General features: G+C 74.7%; 10 protein-coding genes and 1 pseudogene. 6 read left to right on the top strand and 5 right to left on the bottom strand.

Annotated elements, in window-relative coordinates:
• The first annotated feature begins 259 nt into the window (after positions 1 to 259).
• Positions 260 to 1,434, top strand: a pseudogene (locus LPA54_RS01440) (macrolide family glycosyltransferase).
• A 765-nt stretch (positions 1,435 to 2,199) separates the two neighbouring features.
• Here LPA54_RS01440 and LPA54_RS01435 read toward each other — a convergent pair.
• Entirely contained in the window at positions 2,200 to 3,123 is a 924-nt protein-coding gene (locus LPA54_RS01435; RefSeq protein WP_228973192.1) for an NADP-dependent oxidoreductase, read from the bottom strand.
• Between the two features lie 154 nt (positions 3,124 to 3,277).
• Between LPA54_RS01435 and LPA54_RS01430 the strand changes: the two genes are divergently transcribed.
• Positions 3,278 to 4,306 (top strand): GlxA family transcriptional regulator, encoded by a 1,029-nt coding sequence (locus LPA54_RS01430; protein ID WP_228973264.1) that lies wholly within the window; start codon positions 3,278 to 3,280, stop codon positions 4,304 to 4,306.
• Here LPA54_RS01430 and yidD read toward each other — a convergent pair.
• Positions 4,278 to 4,778 carry a membrane protein insertion efficiency factor YidD gene (gene yidD / locus LPA54_RS01425; RefSeq protein WP_228973191.1) on the bottom strand — a complete coding sequence of 167 codons (501 nt, stop codon included), beginning with the start codon at positions 4,776 to 4,778 and terminating at the stop codon, positions 4,278 to 4,280. The two genes, LPA54_RS01430 and yidD, sit on opposite strands and share 29 nt — an antisense overlap.
• A 559-nt stretch (positions 4,779 to 5,337) precedes the next feature.
• On the opposite strand from yidD, the gene LPA54_RS01420 reads away from it, so the two are divergent.
• Complete coding sequence (locus LPA54_RS01420; protein WP_228973190.1) at positions 5,338 to 6,564, top strand: cation:proton antiporter; 1,227 nt, start codon at positions 5,338 to 5,340, stop codon at positions 6,562 to 6,564.
• A 403-nt stretch (positions 6,565 to 6,967) separates the two neighbouring features.
• Positions 6,968 to 7,492: a hypothetical protein gene (locus LPA54_RS01415; protein WP_228973189.1), complete on the top strand. Its 525-nt coding sequence runs from the start codon at positions 6,968 to 6,970 to the stop codon at positions 7,490 to 7,492.
• 133 nt (positions 7,493 to 7,625) lie between these two features.
• Here LPA54_RS01415 and LPA54_RS01410 read toward each other — a convergent pair whose 3' ends face one another.
• Entirely contained in the window at positions 7,626 to 8,834 is a 1,209-nt protein-coding gene (locus LPA54_RS01410; protein WP_228973188.1) for a cytochrome P450, read from the bottom strand.
• A gap of 511 nt (positions 8,835 to 9,345) precedes the next feature.
• Complete coding sequence (locus tag LPA54_RS01405; protein ID WP_228973187.1) at positions 9,346 to 9,753, bottom strand: hypothetical protein; 408 nt, start codon at positions 9,751 to 9,753, stop codon at positions 9,346 to 9,348.
• Positions 9,754 to 10,527: 774 nt separating this feature from the next.
• On the opposite strand from LPA54_RS01405, the gene LPA54_RS01400 reads away from it, so the two are divergent.
• Positions 10,528 to 12,399, top strand: a complete 1,872-nt coding sequence (locus LPA54_RS01400) for an ABC transporter ATP-binding protein (protein WP_228973263.1) — start codon at positions 10,528 to 10,530, stop codon at positions 12,397 to 12,399.
• The gene (locus LPA54_RS01395) at positions 12,396 to 13,124 is read left to right on the top strand and encodes an NUDIX domain-containing protein (RefSeq protein WP_228973186.1); all 729 of its coding nucleotides are present in this window, start codon (positions 12,396 to 12,398) and stop codon (positions 13,122 to 13,124) included. The genes LPA54_RS01400 and LPA54_RS01395 overlap by 4 nt, the downstream gene beginning before the upstream one ends.
• A gap of 250 nt (positions 13,125 to 13,374) precedes the next feature.
• On the opposite strand, the gene LPA54_RS01390 is transcribed toward LPA54_RS01395, so the two are convergent.
• Positions 13,375 to 19,314 carry a type I polyketide synthase gene (locus tag LPA54_RS01390; protein WP_228973185.1) on the bottom strand — a complete coding sequence of 1,980 codons (5,940 nt, stop codon included), beginning with the start codon at positions 19,312 to 19,314 and terminating at the stop codon, positions 13,375 to 13,377.
• Between the last annotated feature and the right edge of the window lie 170 nt (positions 19,315 to 19,484).

Raw genomic sequence — 19,484 nt, 5'->3', positions numbered from 1 at the left:
GCGTCTCACCACCGGTGCCCGCGGACAGCGGTCGACGGAAAATCAAGCTGCTCGGAGGGGTGAGAGCGGGTTAGGGTCGCGGGCATGTCCTCCTTCCATCAGATCTACGGCTGACACGGTCGGGCAACGCCCCGCCTCCCCTCCCGCACGCCCTGTGCGAAGCATGCCGTGTCTGCGCCCACGGCCGAAGCCTTCGGGGAGGTCGGCGTACCTGCTTGCCGTGTCCCCTTTCGCCGAGACCTGAAGTGAGTGATCATCCATGGCCCGTCGCCGTGCCCACATCGCGATGGTCGGCATTCCCGCCGTCAGTCACGTCCTGCCCAGCCTTGAGATCGTCCGTGAGCTCGTGACCCGCGGCCACCGCGTGACGTACGCCAACGACCCGGTGGTGGCCGACCTGATCACGGCCACCGGCGCCGAGCTCGCCCCCTGTACCTCCGGGTTGCCGGTCGCCGACAACGACTGGCCCGACGACCCCATGCCGCGATGGGCCTCTTCCTCGACGACGCCATCGGAGCGCTGCCCCAGTTGCGCGCCGCCTACGACGACGACCCGGCGGACCTGTACCTGTACGACATCGGCGCCTACGCCGCGCGCGCCCTCGCCGAATCGCAGGGCCGACCCCTCATGCAGCTGTCCCCGACGTTCGTCGCCTGGGACGGCTACGAGCAGGACGTCGCGGCACACCTGCGGCGACTGCCGGGCGCCGACGCCTACCGGGCGAAGTTCGCCCGGTGGCTCGCCGGCTGCGGGGCGTCCACTCTGGACGTGGACGCCTTCTGCGGCCCGCCCGCCCGCGCCCTGGCCCTGATCGCCCGGGCGATGCAGCCGCACGCCGACCGGGTCGACACCGACAGGGTGACCTTCGTCGGCCCCTGTTTCGACCTGGCTGCGGGCACGGACGGCTGGACCCGCCCGGCGGATGCGGAGAACGTTCTGCTCATCTCCCTGGGCTCGGCGTACACCCGCCGACCGGAGTTCTACCGTCAGTGCCTGGCCGCCTACGGCGACCTGCCGGGCTGGCACGTCGTCCTCCAGATCGGCAAGTACACCGACCCGGCGGAGCTCGGCGACGTCCCGCCCAACGTCGAGCTGCACTCCTGGGTCCCGCAGCGGGCGATCCTGCAACAGGCGGACGCCTTCGTCACCCACGCCGGGATGGGCGGCTGCGGCGAAGGACTGCTGGCGGGGGTCCCGATGATCGCCGTGCCGCAGGGAGCCGAGCAGTTCGTGAACGCCGACCGGCTCGTGGAACTGGGCGTTGCCCGCCGTGTGGACACCGCTGACGCCACCGCCGGGGCCCTCCGCGCGGCGCTCGACGACCTCGTCACGGATCCGGAACGCGCCGCCCGTTCCCGGCGGTTGCAGGCCGCGGCCCGCGCCGAGGGGGGCACCGAGCGCGCCGCCGACCTCATCGAGGGCATGCTGGTCTGACCCCTCCCCCCCTCCTCCCTGGCCCGGTGGGCGGAGTGGCCCTGTGACGCGGTTCGTCATGGTCGGGCTCGCGCCGGCCTCACGCGGACGGATGAGGCCGGCACACCGCCAGGTCGCGGGGACGTCGCGCGGAGCGCGGTGGGCGGTGCCCGTACGGCTGGATGTGCGCGGCCCGAGGATCCGGGGCGACAGCTCGTGACGCGGTTCATCCACCGCCTCCCGGGGCTCCCGGCACTGCATCGGACGGGCCATTCCGGGCCCTTCTCGCTTTTCCGAGCCGCATCTTCGAATGGGGCGCCTTTTCGCCTCGCCCGGGGCCATACCCAAGGTGCCGCCGCTTCCCCAGGGAAGCGGCGGCACGTGAGGACCAGCGTCAGATGAGCCAGCCGATCAGGTACGCGACGTCGCTGACCAGAGTGGTGAGAACGTTCATGCCGTTTCATCTCCTTGTCGATCCAGTGGGAACAGGGCTGCGCGATGGCGTTCCGCCGCCCGCTCCCCTCCCTACCTCATGCACCGCGGATGACGTCAGCAGCGAGCCTGTCGGGCCGGGAGGCGCCACCCGTTCGACCGAGGGAAGGGAGGACGAGTCCCCGTCCGCCATCCCTTCCGTCGGGAGCCGCGCACGGCCGTCGTCGGCCGGCCTGTCCCGTGGCGGTACCGCCAGATGCGCGTGGGGCCCGGCGACAGCGTGGGACCACGGGGGCTCCGGGTGGCTGCTCCGCGTATGGCAGGGCCGTGTGCCGCGCGGGCTCCCTCGCGGGATCAGACGACCGTGAGGACGATCTTGCCGGTGGTGCGGCCCTGCTCGCCGATCCGGTGGGCCTTCGCGGCCTCCGCCAGCGGCAGGACCGTGTCGACGACCGGCTTCACCGCGCCGCGCTCCACGAGCGCGGCGATCTCGCGCAGACCGAGGTGGTCCGGCTCGACCAGGACCCACAGCGCCCGCACACCGCCGGGGGCGGTGGGGACGTCGTCGGGGCCGGGCAGGGTGATCAGCCGGCCGCCGTCCCGCAGCACCTTGAGGGAGCGCTCGGCCGTCCGGCCGCCGAGGCCGTCCAGCACCACGTCGACGTCGGACACGGCGTCCTCGAACGGCACCGAGCGGTAGTCGACCACCTCGTCCGCGCCCAGCCGCCGCAACAGGTCGTGCTTGGCGGCGCGGGCCGTGCCGATGACGTACGCACCCCGCGCCTTGGCGATCTGCACGGCGAAGTGCCCGACGCCTCCGGCCGCCGCGTGCACCAGGACCCGCTCGCCTGGGCGGACGTCCGCGGTGTCCACGAGGGCCTGCCACGCGGTCAGCGCGGCGAGTGGCAGCGCGGCCGCCTCCACGTGGGTCAGGCCGGCCGGCTTCCGCGCCAGGTGCCGGGCCGGCGCCACGACGTACTCGGCGTACCCGCCCGCCTGACGGGGGAACAGCGGCATCCCGAAGACCTCGTCACCGGGGCGGAACACGCCCACGCCGGGCCCGACCGCCTCGACCGTGCCGGACACGTCCCAGCCGACCGCCGGCGCGGGACCCCACTCGATGAGGGCGCCAGTGGCGCGGGTCTTCCAGTCCACGGGGTTCACTCCGGCCGCGTGCACCCGTACCAGGACCTCGTTCAGCCCCGGCTCCGGGCGTTCGACCTCACGCTCGACGAGCTTCTCCGGTCCGCCCCACTGCTCCACGATCACCGCACGCATGCTGTCGTCCTCGTCGTTTCGTCTCGATCGGTTGGACGCCGGGGAGGTTCCCGGCGCGACGCACTCCACGATCGGACCTCCCGACCTGCCACGGTGTTGGCCGTCTGGCCACTATGTGACAGGATCCGGCCATGGTTTCGGCGCGGCGGGTGACGTGGTGACGGGTGACGGCGGGGAAGCACCGGGGCGGGCGGGCGGCTCCGCTCGCCGACACCGGATCGCGGTACTCGCCCTCCTCGGAGTGCCGCCCTTCGAGCTGGGCATCCCCTCCCGCGTCTTCGGCAGCGCGCTGGACGCCGAGGGCCGCCCGCTGTACGAGATCACCGTCTGCACGGCCGACGGCGCCCCCGTCCTGAGTGACGCGGGCTTCGTGGTGCAGCCCGCGGCCGGCCCCGAGGCCCTGGCCGGGGCGGACACCGTGATCATCCCTCCCACCCACGCCATGCCCGAGCTGGGCCGCGGCGCTCCACTGCCGCCCGAGGTGACCGCGGCCATCGCCGGCATCCGGCCCGGCACGCGGCTGGTGTCCATCTGCTCCGGCTCGTACGTGCTCGCCGCGGCCGGGCTGCTCGACGGCCGGCCCGCCACCACCCACTGGAACCTGACACCCGAGTTCCGCCGCGCCTACCCCCGGGTCAAAGTCGACGAGGAGGTCCTGTTCGTCGATGACGGGGACGTGCTGACCTCCGCGGGTGGGGCCGCGGGCGTCGACCTGTGCCTGCACCTGGTCCGCCGCGACCACGGAGCGGCCGCCGCCAACCGCGCCGCCCGCATGTGCGTGGTACCGCCCTGGCGGGACGGCGGGCAGGCCCAGTACATCGATCGGCCCATCCCCGACCCCACCGTCGCCGGCACGAGCGCCACCCGCGCCTGGGCCCTGGAGCACCTCGGCGAACCACTGAGCCTCGCCCAGCTCGCCGAGCACGCCCGGATGAGCCTGCGCTCCTTCACCCGCCGGTTCCGCGACGAGGTCGGCATGACCCCGGTGCAGTGGCTCACCGCGCAGCGCCTGGAGTTGGCCAAGCAACTGCTGGAGACCACCGACCTGCCGATCGACCTGGTCGCCCACCGGGCCGGTTTCGGCTCCGCCAACTCCCTGCGCTCCCACATGAGAACGAGCTTCGGCGTCTCACCCGCCGCCTACCGCCGCGCCTTCAGCCCCCGCGGCCTGGTGGCCTCATGACCACCGTGGAAGGTCGGATCCGGTCTCCGGCGCGTCCGACGGTCGGGCTCGGCACCGGGTCGCGGAAGCCCCGGCGGCGGGCCGCACCGGGTCGGCAGCGCAGCAGGCGCGCCAGGATCAGCACGCCGCCGCGGAGGGCCCCGTGGTGGTGGAGTGCTTGGACCGCGTAGGTGGAGCAGCTGGGGGTGTACGGGCAGCAGGCCGGACGGGTGGGGCTGATCGCGACACGGTAGTGGCGTACGGACCGGTACATCACGGCGGCGACCCGCCCGCCCGGGGGAGGCGCGGCAGGGTCCGCTTGGGACCCGGCGGCCGTGAGGGGCGGGCGGAGAGCGGCGAGGAGCAGAGCCGTCTGCGTCCAGCCGCAACAGCACGGGTGCGTCATCGTGTCGAGCGTCCCCGCGCAGCAGCCCTCGTCCTCCTCGTCGGCCGCGGCCTTCCTGCCGCCGCGTCTCCCGCTTCCCGTCACCATGTCCACCCTCCCCGTCGACGTCAGATGATCATACGGAAGCAGGGGGGCGACGCGGGGCTTGCCGGTTGTCGTGGTCGTGGGCCGGCGCCTGGAGCACGGGTACTGCCGGAGGCATGCGGAGCCCCGGGACACCGGTCCCGCCCCCGCCCTTGCCCCCCTCGCCGCGACGAGGCGCGCCGGGCCTGGGGATCGGGTAGCTGCCGGCGCGGACACGGCGAGTGTGAGCAGGGAGTCGGCGCCGGGCGGGACTCGGCGCCAGGCGGCGCTCCTCCGGTAGGGGACGCCGCCTTCGCCGCGGTTCGCCCACACACATGTCCCACGAAGCAGCAGAGGACAGCAGGCTTCAACGGGGGCACGGGGGGACATCGGCCGGGCTCTTCGCGAGCGCCTGTGGCCATGCGTACGGCGTCCCGTCGCCCCCCCCGTCGGCCACAGGCGCGCCGGGGCCCGTACCCGGGTGGGCTCCGGGCGCTCTGGTGGTGCCACCCGCTTCGGCCGTCCGGGGCACCGGACGGTGGGGCGCACATGCGCGCCGCCGGAAAGGGGAAGCCGAGGCGGCATGGTGGACACTCTGCTGACGGTTGCCGGAGCGCTGGCACTCGTCGTGGCGGCGCTCTCCGCGCCCATCCAACGGCTGGCGCTGAGCGGGCCCTTGCTGGCCCTGCTGACCGGGATCGTGTTCGGCCCGGCCGTGCTGGGCGTCCTCGACCTGCCGACCGTGGTGGAAGGGCACAAGGAACTGCACGAGGCTTCCCGGATCCTGTTGGCGATCTCCGTGATGGCCGTGGCGCTGCGCTACCCGGTCCGCGCTGTGCGGTCACGGATCCGGCCGCTGGCCGTCCTCCTCGGCGTCGCCATGCTGGGCATGGCACTGGTGACCACGGCCGTATCGGCCGCCGCCCTCGGCGTCGGACTCGGCGCGGCGGCGCTGCTGGGAGCCGCCCTCGCACCGACCGACCCCATCCTCGCCTCCAGCGTGGTCACAGGCGGACCCGCCGAGAAGGGCGTCGCCGCCCGGACCAGGCAGCTGCTGTCCCTCGAATCGGGCGCCAACGACGGGTTGGGGCTGCCCCTGGTGCTCGCCGCCGTGGCCATCGCCGGGCCGCTCACCGGTGGCGAGGCGCTGCTGGAGTCCCTGTGGCAGGTTCTCGGAGCGGTCGTCTTCGGGACGGCCGCGGGGTGGTCGGGCGGGAAGGCGCTGCGCGCCGCCGACGAACGCCGCACCATCGAATCCGGCCCCCTGTTCATCTACACGATCCTGCTCGCCCTCTTCGTGCTCGGCGCGTCGGGACTGCTGCGTCTCGACGGCATCCTCGCCGTCTTCGTCTGCGGCCTGGCCTTCAACTCGACCAGTTCGGCAGCCGAACGCAGCGACGAGAACAAGATCGACGAGGCGGTCAACCGCCTCATGGTCCTGCCGCTGTTCGCCGTGCTGGGCGCCATGATCCCCTGGCGCGAGTGGGGCGAGCTGGGCTGGGGGCGGGCGCTGCTGCTGGTGCTGGGCGTGCTGCTGCTGCGCCGGCTGCCGGTGCTGCTCGCGCTGAAGCGGCCCCTCTCCCTGACCTGGCGGGACGCGGTCTTCCTGGGCTGGTTCGGCCCGATCGGTGTCTCGGCGCTGTTCTACCTGACCATGGAGGCCCACCGGCTCGGCGCGGACCCCCGGGTACTGGCGGCCGGGACCCTGGTCATCGCCGCCAGCACCGTCGTCCACGGCGTCACCACGGCCCCCGGCCTGGCCCTGTACCGCCGCAAGGCCGCCGACGGGTCGCCCGAGACGGCGGGGTGAGCCACGTCGTGTCGGCGTCCTCCTTCCCCGCGCCGCAGGGGGCGTCCCGTGGCGCCTCTCTGACGCCGCGCGCCCACCCCGGCCGACGACGGAGCGCCACCGAACAGGCCAACGGTCGACCTGATCGGAGGAACCGCCGTCGTCCGGCTTCCTCACTCCCCCGCTCGTGAGGCCGAACACCCTCCGCGGTAGTCCGTAGCCGTACCTGGTCACCCCGCCGGCTTTTTCTCCCGCATCGCCGGGGTCGTACGGCGGAGCCGACCAGAGCGACCGTTTGCCGCATCCGTCGTGACGGCGTCTCCGAGGTCTCCAGGCACCCGATGAGGTGGCCGGTTTCGGTCATGGCAGAATCGCGCCTCCAGCACGGCGTGCGGTGCCGGCTGAACATCACCAGGGGCGGGACGTGGACAGGCTCAAGACCACAGCGGCGATCAGCGCCGTAACGGCGTCGCTGCTTCTTGCAGCCTGCGCGAGCGACACGGAAGCGCCGGCCGCTTCCGCACCGCAGCGGCCGGGAGCGTCCGCCGCGGCCTCGGCGGCTCCCTCCTCGGCGGTGGCGAAGGGCCGAGCCGAGGTACTGCGCGATCTTCTGTTCGCCACCCGGAATCTGGACGAGGAGCCGCACATCGTCAAACGTTCGGAGGAACGCCTCGAAGCGTGTTCCATCGACGGCTCGGGGGTGTCCCCCACCGTCCTGGGCAGGCGTGAGCTGCTCGCCGCGGTCGACCGACTGCAGCAACGGGGATGGGCGTTCGGGGGCTCCGGTGCCGTGGAGGCCTCGAACGAGGGCGTGCAGGCCCATGTGACGTCGGGCGACTGGTTGGTCTTCATAGGCGTCGGTCCGGCGCCGGCAGACGCCTCGGGGCGGGAGGGGGCGAACGCGAGCGCCTTCGCCTTCTCAGCGCAGAGCACCTGCAGCGCGTCGTAGAGGGCGGGCGGACGTCGTTTCCCGGACGGTGGCTCGGCGGCGGCCCGAATGTCCCGCGCGAGTGAGGCCGGCGGGGTCCGGGCTTACGGGACTGCCACCGGCCGAACGGCGGCGCGGGGGCCTGCCGCTCCCCTCACCAGCTCACGGGCAACCGGAGGGGGAAGCGTCGGATGGTCTCCGTGTCCCATCGCACCTCCGAGTCGGGTACGGCGAGGCGCAGGTGGGGGAAGCGGGTGAGGAGGGCGCCGATCGCCGTTTCCAGTTCCGCGCGTGCCAGGGCCGTGGCGATGCAGTGGTGGCCGCCCCAGCCGAACGTCATATGGGGGTGCGGCGCACGGTCGAAGTCGAGGGTGTCCGGGTCGGGGAAGACGGCCGGGTCCCGGTTGGCGGCCAGGTAGGAGACGTGGACGAAGTCGCCCGCGCGGATGCGCGTTCCCTCCAGGTCCACGTCTCGCAGGGCCATGCGCGGGATGCCGACGCCCTTGCGGAAGGGGATGTGTCGCAGGAGTTCGTCCAGTACCCGTGGCAGGCGTTCGGGGTGGCGCTGCAGCAGGGCGCGGGGTGCCGGGTTGGTGAGCAGGGTGTAGGTGATGTTGCTGATCTGACAGGTGGCTGTGTCGTTCCCGCTGAGGATGAGCGTCAGCGCCAGTACGGCCAGTTCGTCGTCGCTCAGCGGCTCGTCGTCGTCCTCGTGGCCGGGGGTGGCCATGGCGCTGAGCAGGTCGTCCCCGGGCGTCGTCCGCCGCTGGGCGACCAGTGCGGTGAAGTAGTCGCGCAGGTACTGCTTGGCGGCCGCCGCCGTTTGCCGGGCACCGGGTGAGGTGGCCAGCATCTGCTGCGTACGGTCCAGCATCAGGGGCCGGTCGGCTTCGGGTACGTCCAGCAGTTCGCAGATGGTGTGGTGGGGCAGCCGGACGGAGAGGTGCCGGACCAGGTCGGCCGGCGGGCCGTGCTCGACCATGTCGTCCAGGAGGCGCGCGGCCACGCGTTCGATGGCCGGCCTCATCCGGCGCACGGGGCCGGAGGTGAAGGCGCGCGCGGCGGCGTGGCGCAGCCGGTTGCTGCGCGGCGGGTCCATCACGTTGAGCGATTCCGGGGAGACGATGGGCTCCGCGGTCAGCCGGGGGTAGTCGTGGCCGACGATGGCGGCGCGGCTGAACCTCGGGTCCGTCGTGACCTGGCGTACGCCGTCGAAGGTGGTGACCAGCCATGCCTCGGCCTGGCCGTACGGGAGCCGGATCCGGCTCACCGGGCCCTCCGCCATCAGCCGCGCGAGCGAGGGGTCGAAGTCCAGTCGCTCGCTGAAGTCGAAGGGGCAGCGGGACGCGCCGGTGGGGGTCATGTGTACTCCTGTGGTGCGAGAGGCGCTTCCCAGCGCGCGGACGAGACGCCCGGAGGGCGAGTAGGTCGCCGAGCGGCCGGGAGCGCCGTGTCGCGTGCTGGGCAGGGCGCCGCCGGATGTGCCCTGGGCCTGGCCTGCGTCGGTGAGAGGTCCGGCGTTGCCCGGGTAACGAGCCTGCGGGCGGTTCGGCAACTCGGCAGCTCGGCGGCCTGGTGAGGAGGGCGTGGGTCGGAGTGGTCGGCTGGAGCCGGCTGGGCGCGGGAGGCGGGGCGACCGCCCGCCTCAGGCGTTCGACCACGTCACCGACGCCGTCCACGGACACCGGTCCGTGCTCGTGACCTCGAACCTCCATCCCTCGGGCTTCGTTGCGATCACGCCGGAGGGGCCGGCCACCGCCGCCGTCGACCGGCTCCTGACACCGCTCACGTCGTCCTGACCGAGGGCCGGCCTCGATGTCATCCGGGCCACCGGTGGACGGGGCGTGGTCCCGCTGAGCCGACCGAGCTGCCCCTCATCCCCCTCGGACGGGCTCCGGAAGCGGACCGAGGCGTCCGATGACCCGCTCGCGCAGGAGGAGGTACTGCTCCCGGCGTCGCGGCAGGGGGCCCGGCGGTCGCACGACGACACGGGCAGCCGTGATGACCTGTCCGCAGGTGAACTGCTCGCGCGTGAGGTCGAGTTCCACACCGCCGGCCAACCGGTTCCACCAGTGGAAGCCGTGCTGGGACCCGTCGAGAAACACTTCGCCGACCACGAGATCACCGCCGAAGACGTCGTTGACGACCAAAGCCGTGATGTCGCAGTGTCCCCAGGCCGGATTGTCCGGGCGCCAGTCGGCCTGGTCATCCGGCGAACACGTGTCGGCGGCCCAGACGGAACGCAGGGCCCTGTCGAGATCGAGCAGGCTCCAAGGGGTCATGCCGCCAGCATCACAGCCACCACTGCGCAGCCATCGCAGACGGCGCAGGGGACCCGGCCCCTGGCGGCGCGTCCACGAGAGCCGCCGGACGACCTGGGCCTCAGTGTGACGCCCCGTGGTCACCGCTGCGGGTGGAGGGGCAGGGGCAGGGGGCTTCCCCGCCGGCGCACCGGCAGGTCCCGGCCGGGAACCGCAGGCGCAAGCGCGGGCGCGGGCGCATGGGCGCGGGCGCACGTGACGGCGAGCGCTTCGGCACCTGGGCAGGACGCCGGGTGAAGTCGCGGCGTTTCGGCCAAGGGACGCACGTCGTGCCCCCTGTTGTGGGGACGGGTCGGTGCATCGGCCATGCTCCGCCAGGCGCTCCGCTCCGGCATTTCGTCAGCGACCGAAACACACACGTTCGACACCCGAGCCGGGTCGTTGAGCCTGTCGACCACACCGGACGCCCTGCCCCCGCGGGGTGGTCCCGGATCAGCGGTACCGCTCACCCGCCCTGATGGAGGACGCCATGAAGCCCGTACCCGTCTCCCGGTTTCGGCCTCGGCCCGCAGCGGGCCCTCCCCCTCCGCGCCTGCGGCAGGCGCACGCCGTCACCCGCCACGCGGCACGGACGGGCACGGGACGGGCGGCATGAGCGAGTCCACCGACCCGCCGGCCGACAAGGTCCCGGGGCCGCGCGCCACCCCCACCTCCACACCGCCGGGCGGCCGGCCCGGCGACCTCTCCGGCAGCGGGCCGGGGGCCGAGGCGGCGACGACCGGCGAGGAGCCGCAACTGCGCTTCGTCGACTTGACCGGCAGGCGTGAAGCGGCCGGTCGGTCCATTCGGTTGCGGGACATGGCCCGGCGGCTGCCCCGGCTGGTGCGGCGCTCGCTGGCCCTGGCCTGGCGGGTCGACCGGCGGGCGACCACCGGCCTCCTGCTGTGCCAGGCCGCCGCCGGGGTGATGCAGGCCGTCGGCCTGATCGCCATCAGCGGCACCCTGACCGCTCTGCTCGCCGACGGAGACGTCTACCACCGGCTCCTGGAAGCCTGGCCGTCCGTGGCTCTGCTGGCCGGCGCGGCCGGAGTGCGCGCCCTACTGGGGATCACCGTCAACTGGCTGTCCTCGCGCCTCGGTCCGCTGATGTCGCGCGAGGCGGAGCAGATGCTGCTCACCGGCTGTGCCGAGGTGGAGCTGTGCGCCTATGACGAGCCCGACTTCAACCGGGACCGCGAGGCCGCCGACCGCGGAGCGCAGGTCACCGGTGACCTGATCGACGAGGGCCAGGACCTCATCGCCTCGTCCGCCGGCTTCCTCGCCGGGGCGGTCGTGCTGGCGGGCGTGCACTGGATCCTGCTGCCGCTGCTGGTGGCGGCCAGCCTGCCGCAGGCGGTGGCCCAGGTCAGCGCCGCCCGTGTGCGGTACCTGGCGAACCTGCGCAGCAACGGCGACCAGCGGATGCTGTCGGTACTGCGCTGGCACATCTACACCAAGGACGCCGCCGACCAGATCCGCGCCGGCACCATGGCCGCCTTCCTGTCCGGCCGGTACCGGCAGACGGTCGCCCGGATCAACCGGGAGGACCGGGCCGCGGCCGACAAGGGCGCCCGTATGTCGTTGGCGGGCGCGGTGTGCGGAGGGGTGGGATCTGCGGTCGTCTGGGCCGCGGTCGTGTGGTTGCTCGCCACCGGCAGGATCAGCGTCGGGCACGCCGGGACGGCGGTCTTCGCCCTGCAGACGGTGGGCCAGTCGGTCCGCGGGCTGGTGGCCGTCGGGGCGCGCGCCGTGCGCACGGGGCTGTACATGGACGACTGGAGCGGCTTCCTGGACAAGGCCGGAGGATTTCGGATGCGGCGGGGCGCGCACCGTCCCGAACCGCCGAGGACGATCGCGGTCGAGTCGGTCACCCACCGGTACGCGGGCAAGGACCGCGACGCCCTGTCCGACGTGTCGCTGACCTTGCGCCGCGGGGAGGTCACCGCCCTGGTCGGGTTCAACGGTTCGGGGAAGTCGACGTTGTCGAAGCTGGTCAGCGGCCTGTACCTGCCGTCGGGCGGGCAGGTGACGTGGGACGGCGTCCCCACCCGGGAGGCTGACCCGTCGGCGCTGTGGCAGCAGGTCGCCCTGGTGCCGCAGGACTACGCGCACTGGCCGCTGACCGTGCGGGAGAACGTCACCCAGGGGCAGCCGTCGGCGCGCGGCGACGCGGCGGTGCGCGAGGCGTGCGAGGCGGCCGGCGCCGACGAGGTCGTCGAGCGGCTCGGGGCCGGGCTGGACACCCTCCTCGCGCGTGAGTGGCTCAACGGGGAGGAACTCAGCGGTGGCCAGTGGCAGCGCATCGCCCTCGCGAGGGCGTTCTTCCGCCGGGCCGGGCTGCTGGTCCTCGACGAGCCGACCGCGAACCTCGACCCCCGGGCCGAGTACCGGATCTTCCAGCGGCTCCGGGCCCTGGCCCGGGACCGGGTGGTGCTGCTGGTGACCCACCGCATCACCAACGTCGCCGTCGCGGACCGGATCGTGGTCCTCGACGAGGGCCGGATCGTCCAGGAGGGCAGCTACGCGGAGCTCGCGCGACAGCCCGGCCCGTTCCAGCAGTTGCTGTCCTACCAGGTGAACCAGGTGCCCTGGGGCCCGGGCGGCGAGAAGCACGGGTCCCACGCGTGAGCCGGCGGGAAAGCGCGCGGACCGTGCGCGGGGAGCGTCAGCGCGGGGAGGCGGTCGCGCGGCGGCACCGGGAGGCGATCGACGTCCACCTGGTGCTGCGCCGTGACGGCGCGGCGGGCGCGGAGGTCCTGCTGTCCCGCCGGGCCGGGGACGTGTACGCCTCGGGTCTGTGGCACCTGCCGTCCGGGCATCCGGACGGTCCGCACGAGGACGTCGTCACCGCCGTGGTCCGCGAGGCGTGGGAAGAGACCGACGTCGTCGTCGACCCGGCCGACGTGCGGGCGGCCGTCACCGTGCACCACCGCAGCCCCGGCGGCTCGTCCCGCACCGGTTTCCTCTTCGAGGTCCGGCGGTGGAGGGGGGAGCCGCAGGTCGCGGAGCCGGACGGCTGCGACGCCGTGGAGTGGACGCGCCTGGACGCCCTGCCCACGGGGATGGTGGCGTACTGCCGCGCCGGGCTGGACGCGTATCTGGCAGGCGCCCGGATGGCGGTCCACTTCCAACTGCCGGGCGACGCGATCGCCCACGACCCCGACGCCGAACGGCTCCGGCTCGTACCGGACGGGGCCGCCCTGCCGTGTACCGGCCCGCCCGCCGAACCGGCCACGCGGGTCGCGGAGCGGGCGGCCGCGCCGACGGACTCCGCCGGTCAGCCGCCCGTCGAGAGGACACCCGCGCGAGCGGCTCGAACCGGCGGCGCACGACAAGGCACACCACCTCGGTGAGAACGCCGGAGACCCGGGCACGGGCGTGGTCCGGCTGCCGCCGCTGCACGCGCCCGCGTGGGCAGGGGCGCCTTCGCCGCTGGCGGTCCTCACGGTTCCCGGGGTCGGGGCGACGGCCGCGGGAACGGCCGTACGGGATCCCGGGGGCGTACCGCCCGCCCGGGCGCCGGTGGGAGCGGGTCAGGGCCGGTGGCCGCCGGTGGGCCCCGGGTGGCTCCGCCCGGTGCGGGGCGGAGCCACCCCGGGCCGCTCACCGCTTCCGCAGCCAGGCGTGCAGGGCTCGGGCGGTGTCGGACGCGTACTCGGCCATCATCGTCTGGTGGTCGCCCGGTACGTCCAGCACGTCGTGGTCGAACTCCCAGGTGCGGATGGGCCCTTCCACCGCGGCCGACCGCCCGCCCTGCCGGCTGCCCGGTGCGGTGGGCGGTGCCCCACCGGCGGCCCGGGTGAGGAGGACCGGCGTCCCGATCGTCTCGGGCAGCCAGCCGTCGAACAGGTCCACGTACGCTCCCTGCGCGGTGACCTGGTCCTCCGTCATCAGGGCGAACGCCTGGTCGTTGACGACGATGCCCTGGAGCTGCCGGGTGACGTACTCCTCCGGGACGGTGTCCGTCGAGAACCAGGTGTCGAGCAGCACCACGGCTTCCGGTCGTACGCCCCGGGCCTCCAGCCGGGCGGCGACCGCGTGCGCCAGCCAGCCCCCCGAGGAGTACCCGGCCAGGGCGAACGGGGCCGTCCCGAACTGCCGCACCACCGCGTCGGCCTGGAGGTCGACGACGAGGTCGCGGGTGGCCGGGAGCGGTTCGCCGTCGCCGAAGCCGGGGAGCGGGAGCGCGTACACGTCGTGCAGGCCGTGCAGGTGCAGGGCGAGCCGGGCGAAGTTGTGCGGCCCGGACGGGGCGACCATCGGCGGCAGGCACACCAGGGCGGGGGACGACGGGCCGGAGGCGAGCCGGACCATCTCCCGGCAGCTGCCGAAACCGGCCGGGTCGTGGCAGACCGGGCGCAGTTTCGCGGCCGCCCGCAGCACGCCGACGCCCTCCATGAACTTGCCGGAGTTGGCCGCCCGGCGGTAGAGGTCGCGCACTCCGGCCGCCGGTCCGGTGGGTGCCGGGGCGGGTGGGGCCGCCGAGGTCGAGAGCGCGGACAGCTCCGCGATGTGGCGGGCGAGGTCGGCGGCGGTCGGATGCTCGAAGACCACCGGGGTGGCCAGCGCGAGTCCCGTCGCCGAGGAGAGCCGTCGGCTCAGCTCCACGGAGGCCAGCGAGTCGAAGCCCAGCTCCAGGAAGCGCCGTACGGGGTCGACGTCCTCCCCTGACGGGTGGCCGAGTACGGCCGCCGCCTGCGCGCGGACCAGGGTCAGCGCCGCCCGGGCGCGATCGGCGCCCGGCAGGGCGGCCAGGGGGACGGCGGCCGGGGCGGCGGGCCCGCCCTCCGGGTCCGCCGGGGCGGCGGGGGCCTTGGAGGCGCCGGTCGGGGACGTCTCCCGCAGCTTGTCGAAGAACCGGCTCTCCCGGCGGGCCGTGAACGACGGCAGGAAGCGTTCCCAGTCGACGTCGGCGACGGTCAGCGCCGACTCGCCGGCCGCGACGGCCCGCCACAGCTCGTCCGTCGCCCGGTCGGGCGCCATGGGCAGCAGCCCTCCCCTCCGCAGCACGTCCCGCAGGGAGCGCTCGGTACCCATCCCCGCCTCGGCCCACGGCCCCCAGGCCACCGCGGTCGCGGCGAGCCCGCGGGCGGCGCGGTGCTGTGCGAGGGCGTCGAGGAAGGCGTTGCCCGCGCCGTACGCCGCCTGACCGGTGGAGCCCCACGTCCCGGCGACGGAGGAGAACAGGACGAAGGCGTCCAGCGGTGTGCCGGCCAGGAGTTCGTCCAGGTGGGCGGCGCCCGCCGCCTTCCCGGCGACCACGTCGGCGAACTCCGCCAGGTCCGTCTCCGCCAGCGGCGCGAGGCGTCCTGCGGTCCCGGCCGCGTGCACCACGGCCGTCAGCGGTTCGTCGTCGGGCAGCGCGGCCAGGAGGGCGGCGACCTGCTGCCGGTCCGCGACGTCGCAGGCCCTGACCAGCACGTCGCACCCCGCCGCCCGCAGTTCGTCGGCCAGTCGCGGCGCGCCGGGCGCGTCCATGCCCCGGCGGCTGGTCAGCACCAGTCGCCGGGCGCCGTTGCGGGCCAGCCACCGGGCGGACCGGGCGCCGAGCGCGCCCGTGCCACCGGTGATCAGGACGGTCCCGCGCGGACGCCACCGCGCCGGCTCCGCGCGGCGCGGATCCGCCCTCTCCAGGCGGCGGGCGAACAGCCCGGAGGGGCGGACCGCGAGCTGGTCCTCGCCCCGGGGCGCGGTCAGCGCGGTGCCCAGCCACATGAGCGCCTGGTCGTCCGGGGCGGCCGGGAGGTCGACGAGGCCGCCCCAGCCACGCGGCCGTTCCAGGGCGAGGGTGCGGCCCAGCCCCCAGAGCATCGCCTGTGCGGGTGCGGTGGGGCTCTCGGTGGCGTCGACCGCGACCGCGCCGCGGGTGACGCACCACAGGGGTGCGGGGAGGTCCAGGTCGGCCAGTGCCTGCGCGAGGGCGACGGTGAGGGGGAGGCCGTCGCCGACCGGCGGCCGGGCGGCGTGCGGGGTCGTGGCGAGGCCGAGCAGTGACAGGACGCCGCCGGGCCCGTCCCCGCCGCGAGGCAGCCGCCGTCCCAGGAGTTCCGCGACGCGCGCCCGGTCGGCGTCCCCGGTGTCCAGCCGGATCGGCAGGGCCGTGCCGCCCGCGCGCTCGACGACCCAGGACAGCCTGGCCACCGTCTCCCCGTCCACACCCGCGGGCGGCACCAGCACGGGCCACACCCCGGTCAGGGGGTGGTGGCCGATCGCCGGCGGGACGTCCTGGTACCGCCACACCGTGCGGTAGCGCCACCGCGCCGGTCCGCCGGTACGGCGCCGCTGCGCCGGCACCGGGACAGGTGCCGGTGCCGGGTCCGGCACCGCGGTCGGCGCCGGGGCCGGCCCGGGTCGGCCGCGCTGGTCGAGCCAGTACCGCCTGCGCTGGAAGGCGTACGTCGGCAACTCGACGCGGGTCGCGCCTCGCCCGTCGAACGGCGCCCTCCAATCGACGCCGAAGCCCTGCACGTGGAGCGCGGCGAGAGCCGTCAGGAGTGTCCGGCCCTCCGGGCGCCCCCTCCTGGCGGCCGCCGCGACCACCGCCTGCGCGCCCTCGGGCAGGCAGCCGGGGACCAGGGCGGTGAGCACGGCGTCGGGGCCGAGTTCCAGGTAGCCGGTGGCGCCCTCGCCGTGCAGGCGGCGGACTCCGTCCAGGAACCTGACGGGCCGGCGGACGTGGCGCACCCAGTACTCGGGGGAGGCGAGTTGCTCGGCGGTGGCCACCTCCCCGACGAGGTTGGAGACCACCGGCACGGTGGGCGGGTGGTACGTGAGGGTCTCGGCCACGGCGCGCAGTTCGTCCAGCGCGCGGTCCATGTGCGGGGAGTGGAAGGCGTGGCTGACGGTCAGCGCGCGGATCCTGCGGCCCCGTGCCTCCCACGCGGCGGCGAGGTGCCCGACCGCCTCCGCGTCACCCGCGACCACGGTGGAGTCGGGGCCGTTGACCGCGGCGACGGCGACCCGGTCCTCGATCCCGGTCAGGGAGTGCAGCACCTCCTCCTCGGTCGCCTCGACCGACGTCATCGCGCCGCCGGGCGGGCAGGCCTGCATCGCTCTGCCGCGTGCGGCGACCAGTGTGCAGGCGTCGTCCAGCGACCACACCCCGGCGACGTGGGCCGCCGTCAGCTCCCCGAGGGAGTGCCCGAGCAGCGCGGCGGGCCGCACCCCCCAGGACTCCACGAGCCGGTACAGGGCGGTCTCGTACGCGAACAGCGCGGGCTGGGCATAGGCGGTCAGGTGCAGCAGCTCGGCGTCGGCCGACCGGTCCGGCGCGAACATCACCTCGCGCAGCGGCCGTTCCAGATGGGGCGCCATGCGCAGGCACACCTCGTCCAGGGCGCGCGCGAAGACGGGGTGGGCCGCGTACAGGCCCCGTCCCATGCCGGGGCGCTGGCTGCCCTGGCCGGTGAAGAGCACGGCCGGCCGGCCGTCCGCCACCTCGGCGCACACCTTGCCGGTGACCAGTCCGGGCGCCGGGCGTCCTTCGGCGAGCGCCTCCACGGCACCCAGCAGTTCCGCCCGGTCGGTGACGGCGGCGACCGCACGGTGCTCGAAGCGGGTACGGCCCGCGAGGGTGAACCCGGCGTCGAGCGGCGTCACCTCCTGCCGGGCGGCCACGTGCGCGGCGAGCCGACGCGCCTGCTCGCGCAGCGCCGTCGCCGTACGGCCCGACAGCACGACGGGGACGGCGGTGTCCTCGGCGGCGGAGGCGGCGCCCGTCACGGCGGGAGCGGCGGTGTCCCGGGCGGCCGGTACGGCGGTGTCCGCCACGGCGGAAGCGGCCGTGTCCCGGGCGGCCGGTACGGCGGTGTCCGTCACGGCGGGAGCGGCGTCCTTCGCGGCGGGAGCGGTGGTGGTGTCACCGCCTGCGCCGGGTGCCTCCTCGATGATGGCGTGGGCGTTGGTGCCGCTGACCCCGAACGCCGACACGGCCGCCCGGCGCGGACGGTCCGCGAGCGGGGGCCACGCGACCGGCTCGCGCAGCAGCTCCACGTCCCCCGCGGACCAGTCGACGTGCGGTGACGGCTCGGTGACGTGCAGGGTGCGCGGCAGCACCCCGTGGTGCAGGGCCATGACCATCTTGATCACCCCGGCGGCTCCGGCGGCGGCCTGGGCGTGCCCGATGTTCGACTTCAGCGACCCGAGGCGGAGCGGCCGCCCCGCGGGCCGGCCCTCCCCGTAGGCGGCGATGATCGCCCGCGCCTCGATCGGATCGCCCAGGGGGGTCCCGGTGCCGTGTGCCTCGACCGCGTCGACGTCGGCGGCCCGCAGTCCCGCGTTGGCCAGCGCCCGGCGGATCAGCCGTTCCTGCGCGGGGCCGCTGGGTGCGGTCAGCCCGTTGCTCGCGCCGTCCTGGTTCACGGCGGTGCTCCGCAGTACCGCCAGCACCCGGTGTCCCCGGCGTCGCGCGTCGGCGAGCCGTTCCAGCACGACCACGGCGGCCCCCTCGGCCCACCCGGTCCCGTCCGCCGAGGCCGAGAACGCCTTGCACCGCCCGTCCGGGGCCAGGCCCCGCTTGCGGCTGAACTCCGACAGCATGCCGGGTGTGGACATCACGGTCACCCCACCGGCCAGTGCCAGGTCGCAGTCGCCCGTCCGGAGGGCCTGACCGGCCAGGTGCAGTGCCACGAGGGAAGCGGAGCACTGCGTCTCGACGGTCAGCGCCGGCCCCTCGAAGCCGAAGGTGTACGCGATCCGGCCGGACACCACGCCCAGTGCGTTGCCGGTGAGCATGTGGCCCTGCGCCTCCGGCGGGGCCTCGCACCACGCGGGCCCGTAGTCCTGGAGCGAGACCCCGGCGAACACCCCGGTACGGCTGCCGCGCAGTGCGTGCGGGTCGATGCCCGCGCGTTCCATGGCCTCCCAGGAGACCTCCAGCATGAGCCGCTGCTGCGGGTCGACGGCCACGGCCTCGCGGGGGCCGATCCCGAAGAAGTCGGGGTCGAACCGGTCGACGCCGCTGAGGAACCCGCCGTGGCGGGTGTAGGTGGTGCCCGGTGACCGCGGGTCCGCGTCGTACAGGGCCTCCAGGTCCCAGCCGCGGTCCTCGGGCAGCCCGCCGACGGCGTCCCTGCCCTCGGCGACCAGCTGCCACAGCTTCTCGGGGGTGTCGACGCCCCCCGGCAGGCGGCACGCCAGGCCGACTATCGCGAGCGGCTCCTGCACCGTGGGCGCCGGGTCGGCGGCCGTGGCGGGCGACGGGCGGCCGTCGCGCTCGGGCGTCCCCAGGAGCGCGGACCGCAGGTGTCCCACGAGTGCGTGGGGCGTCGGGTGGTCGAAGAACAAGGTGGCCGGCAGCCGCAGGCCCGTCGCCTCGGACAGGTCGGCGCGCAGCCGCTCCGCCACCTGCCGCCGCACTCCCAGCCGCCGCCACGGGAACGTCGCCTCGACGGGCCGTACGGCCGTACGGCCCGTCACCGCCGACAGCCGGGTCCGCACCAGATCGAGCAGGGCCAGGTACTGGGCCGACGCGGGGAGGCCGGCCAGCCGGTCGCTCCACGGACCCGTCCCCTGCCGCACCGAGGGTCCCCGAGAATTCGCCACGCTTCACTTCCCATGTTCTGCCGCGTCCACGCCGGGCGGCGCTGCCTGCCACCACGGACCTCGTCCGTGTCCGGTCTGGTTCAACGGCGCAGCTTTCACCGCGTCACGCTGCCCGGCGGTATCCGGACGCGGCGCCGTGCCCGGCGGCTGCCGGAGGCCGCGTCCGACGG

The organism is Streptomyces sp. DH12, assembly GCF_020873895.1.
Lineage (GTDB): Bacteria > Actinomycetota > Actinomycetes > Streptomycetales > Streptomycetaceae > Streptomyces.
Note: the sequence above shows the minus strand (reverse complement) of the source record. Positions and strands in the feature narration are given on the sequence as shown.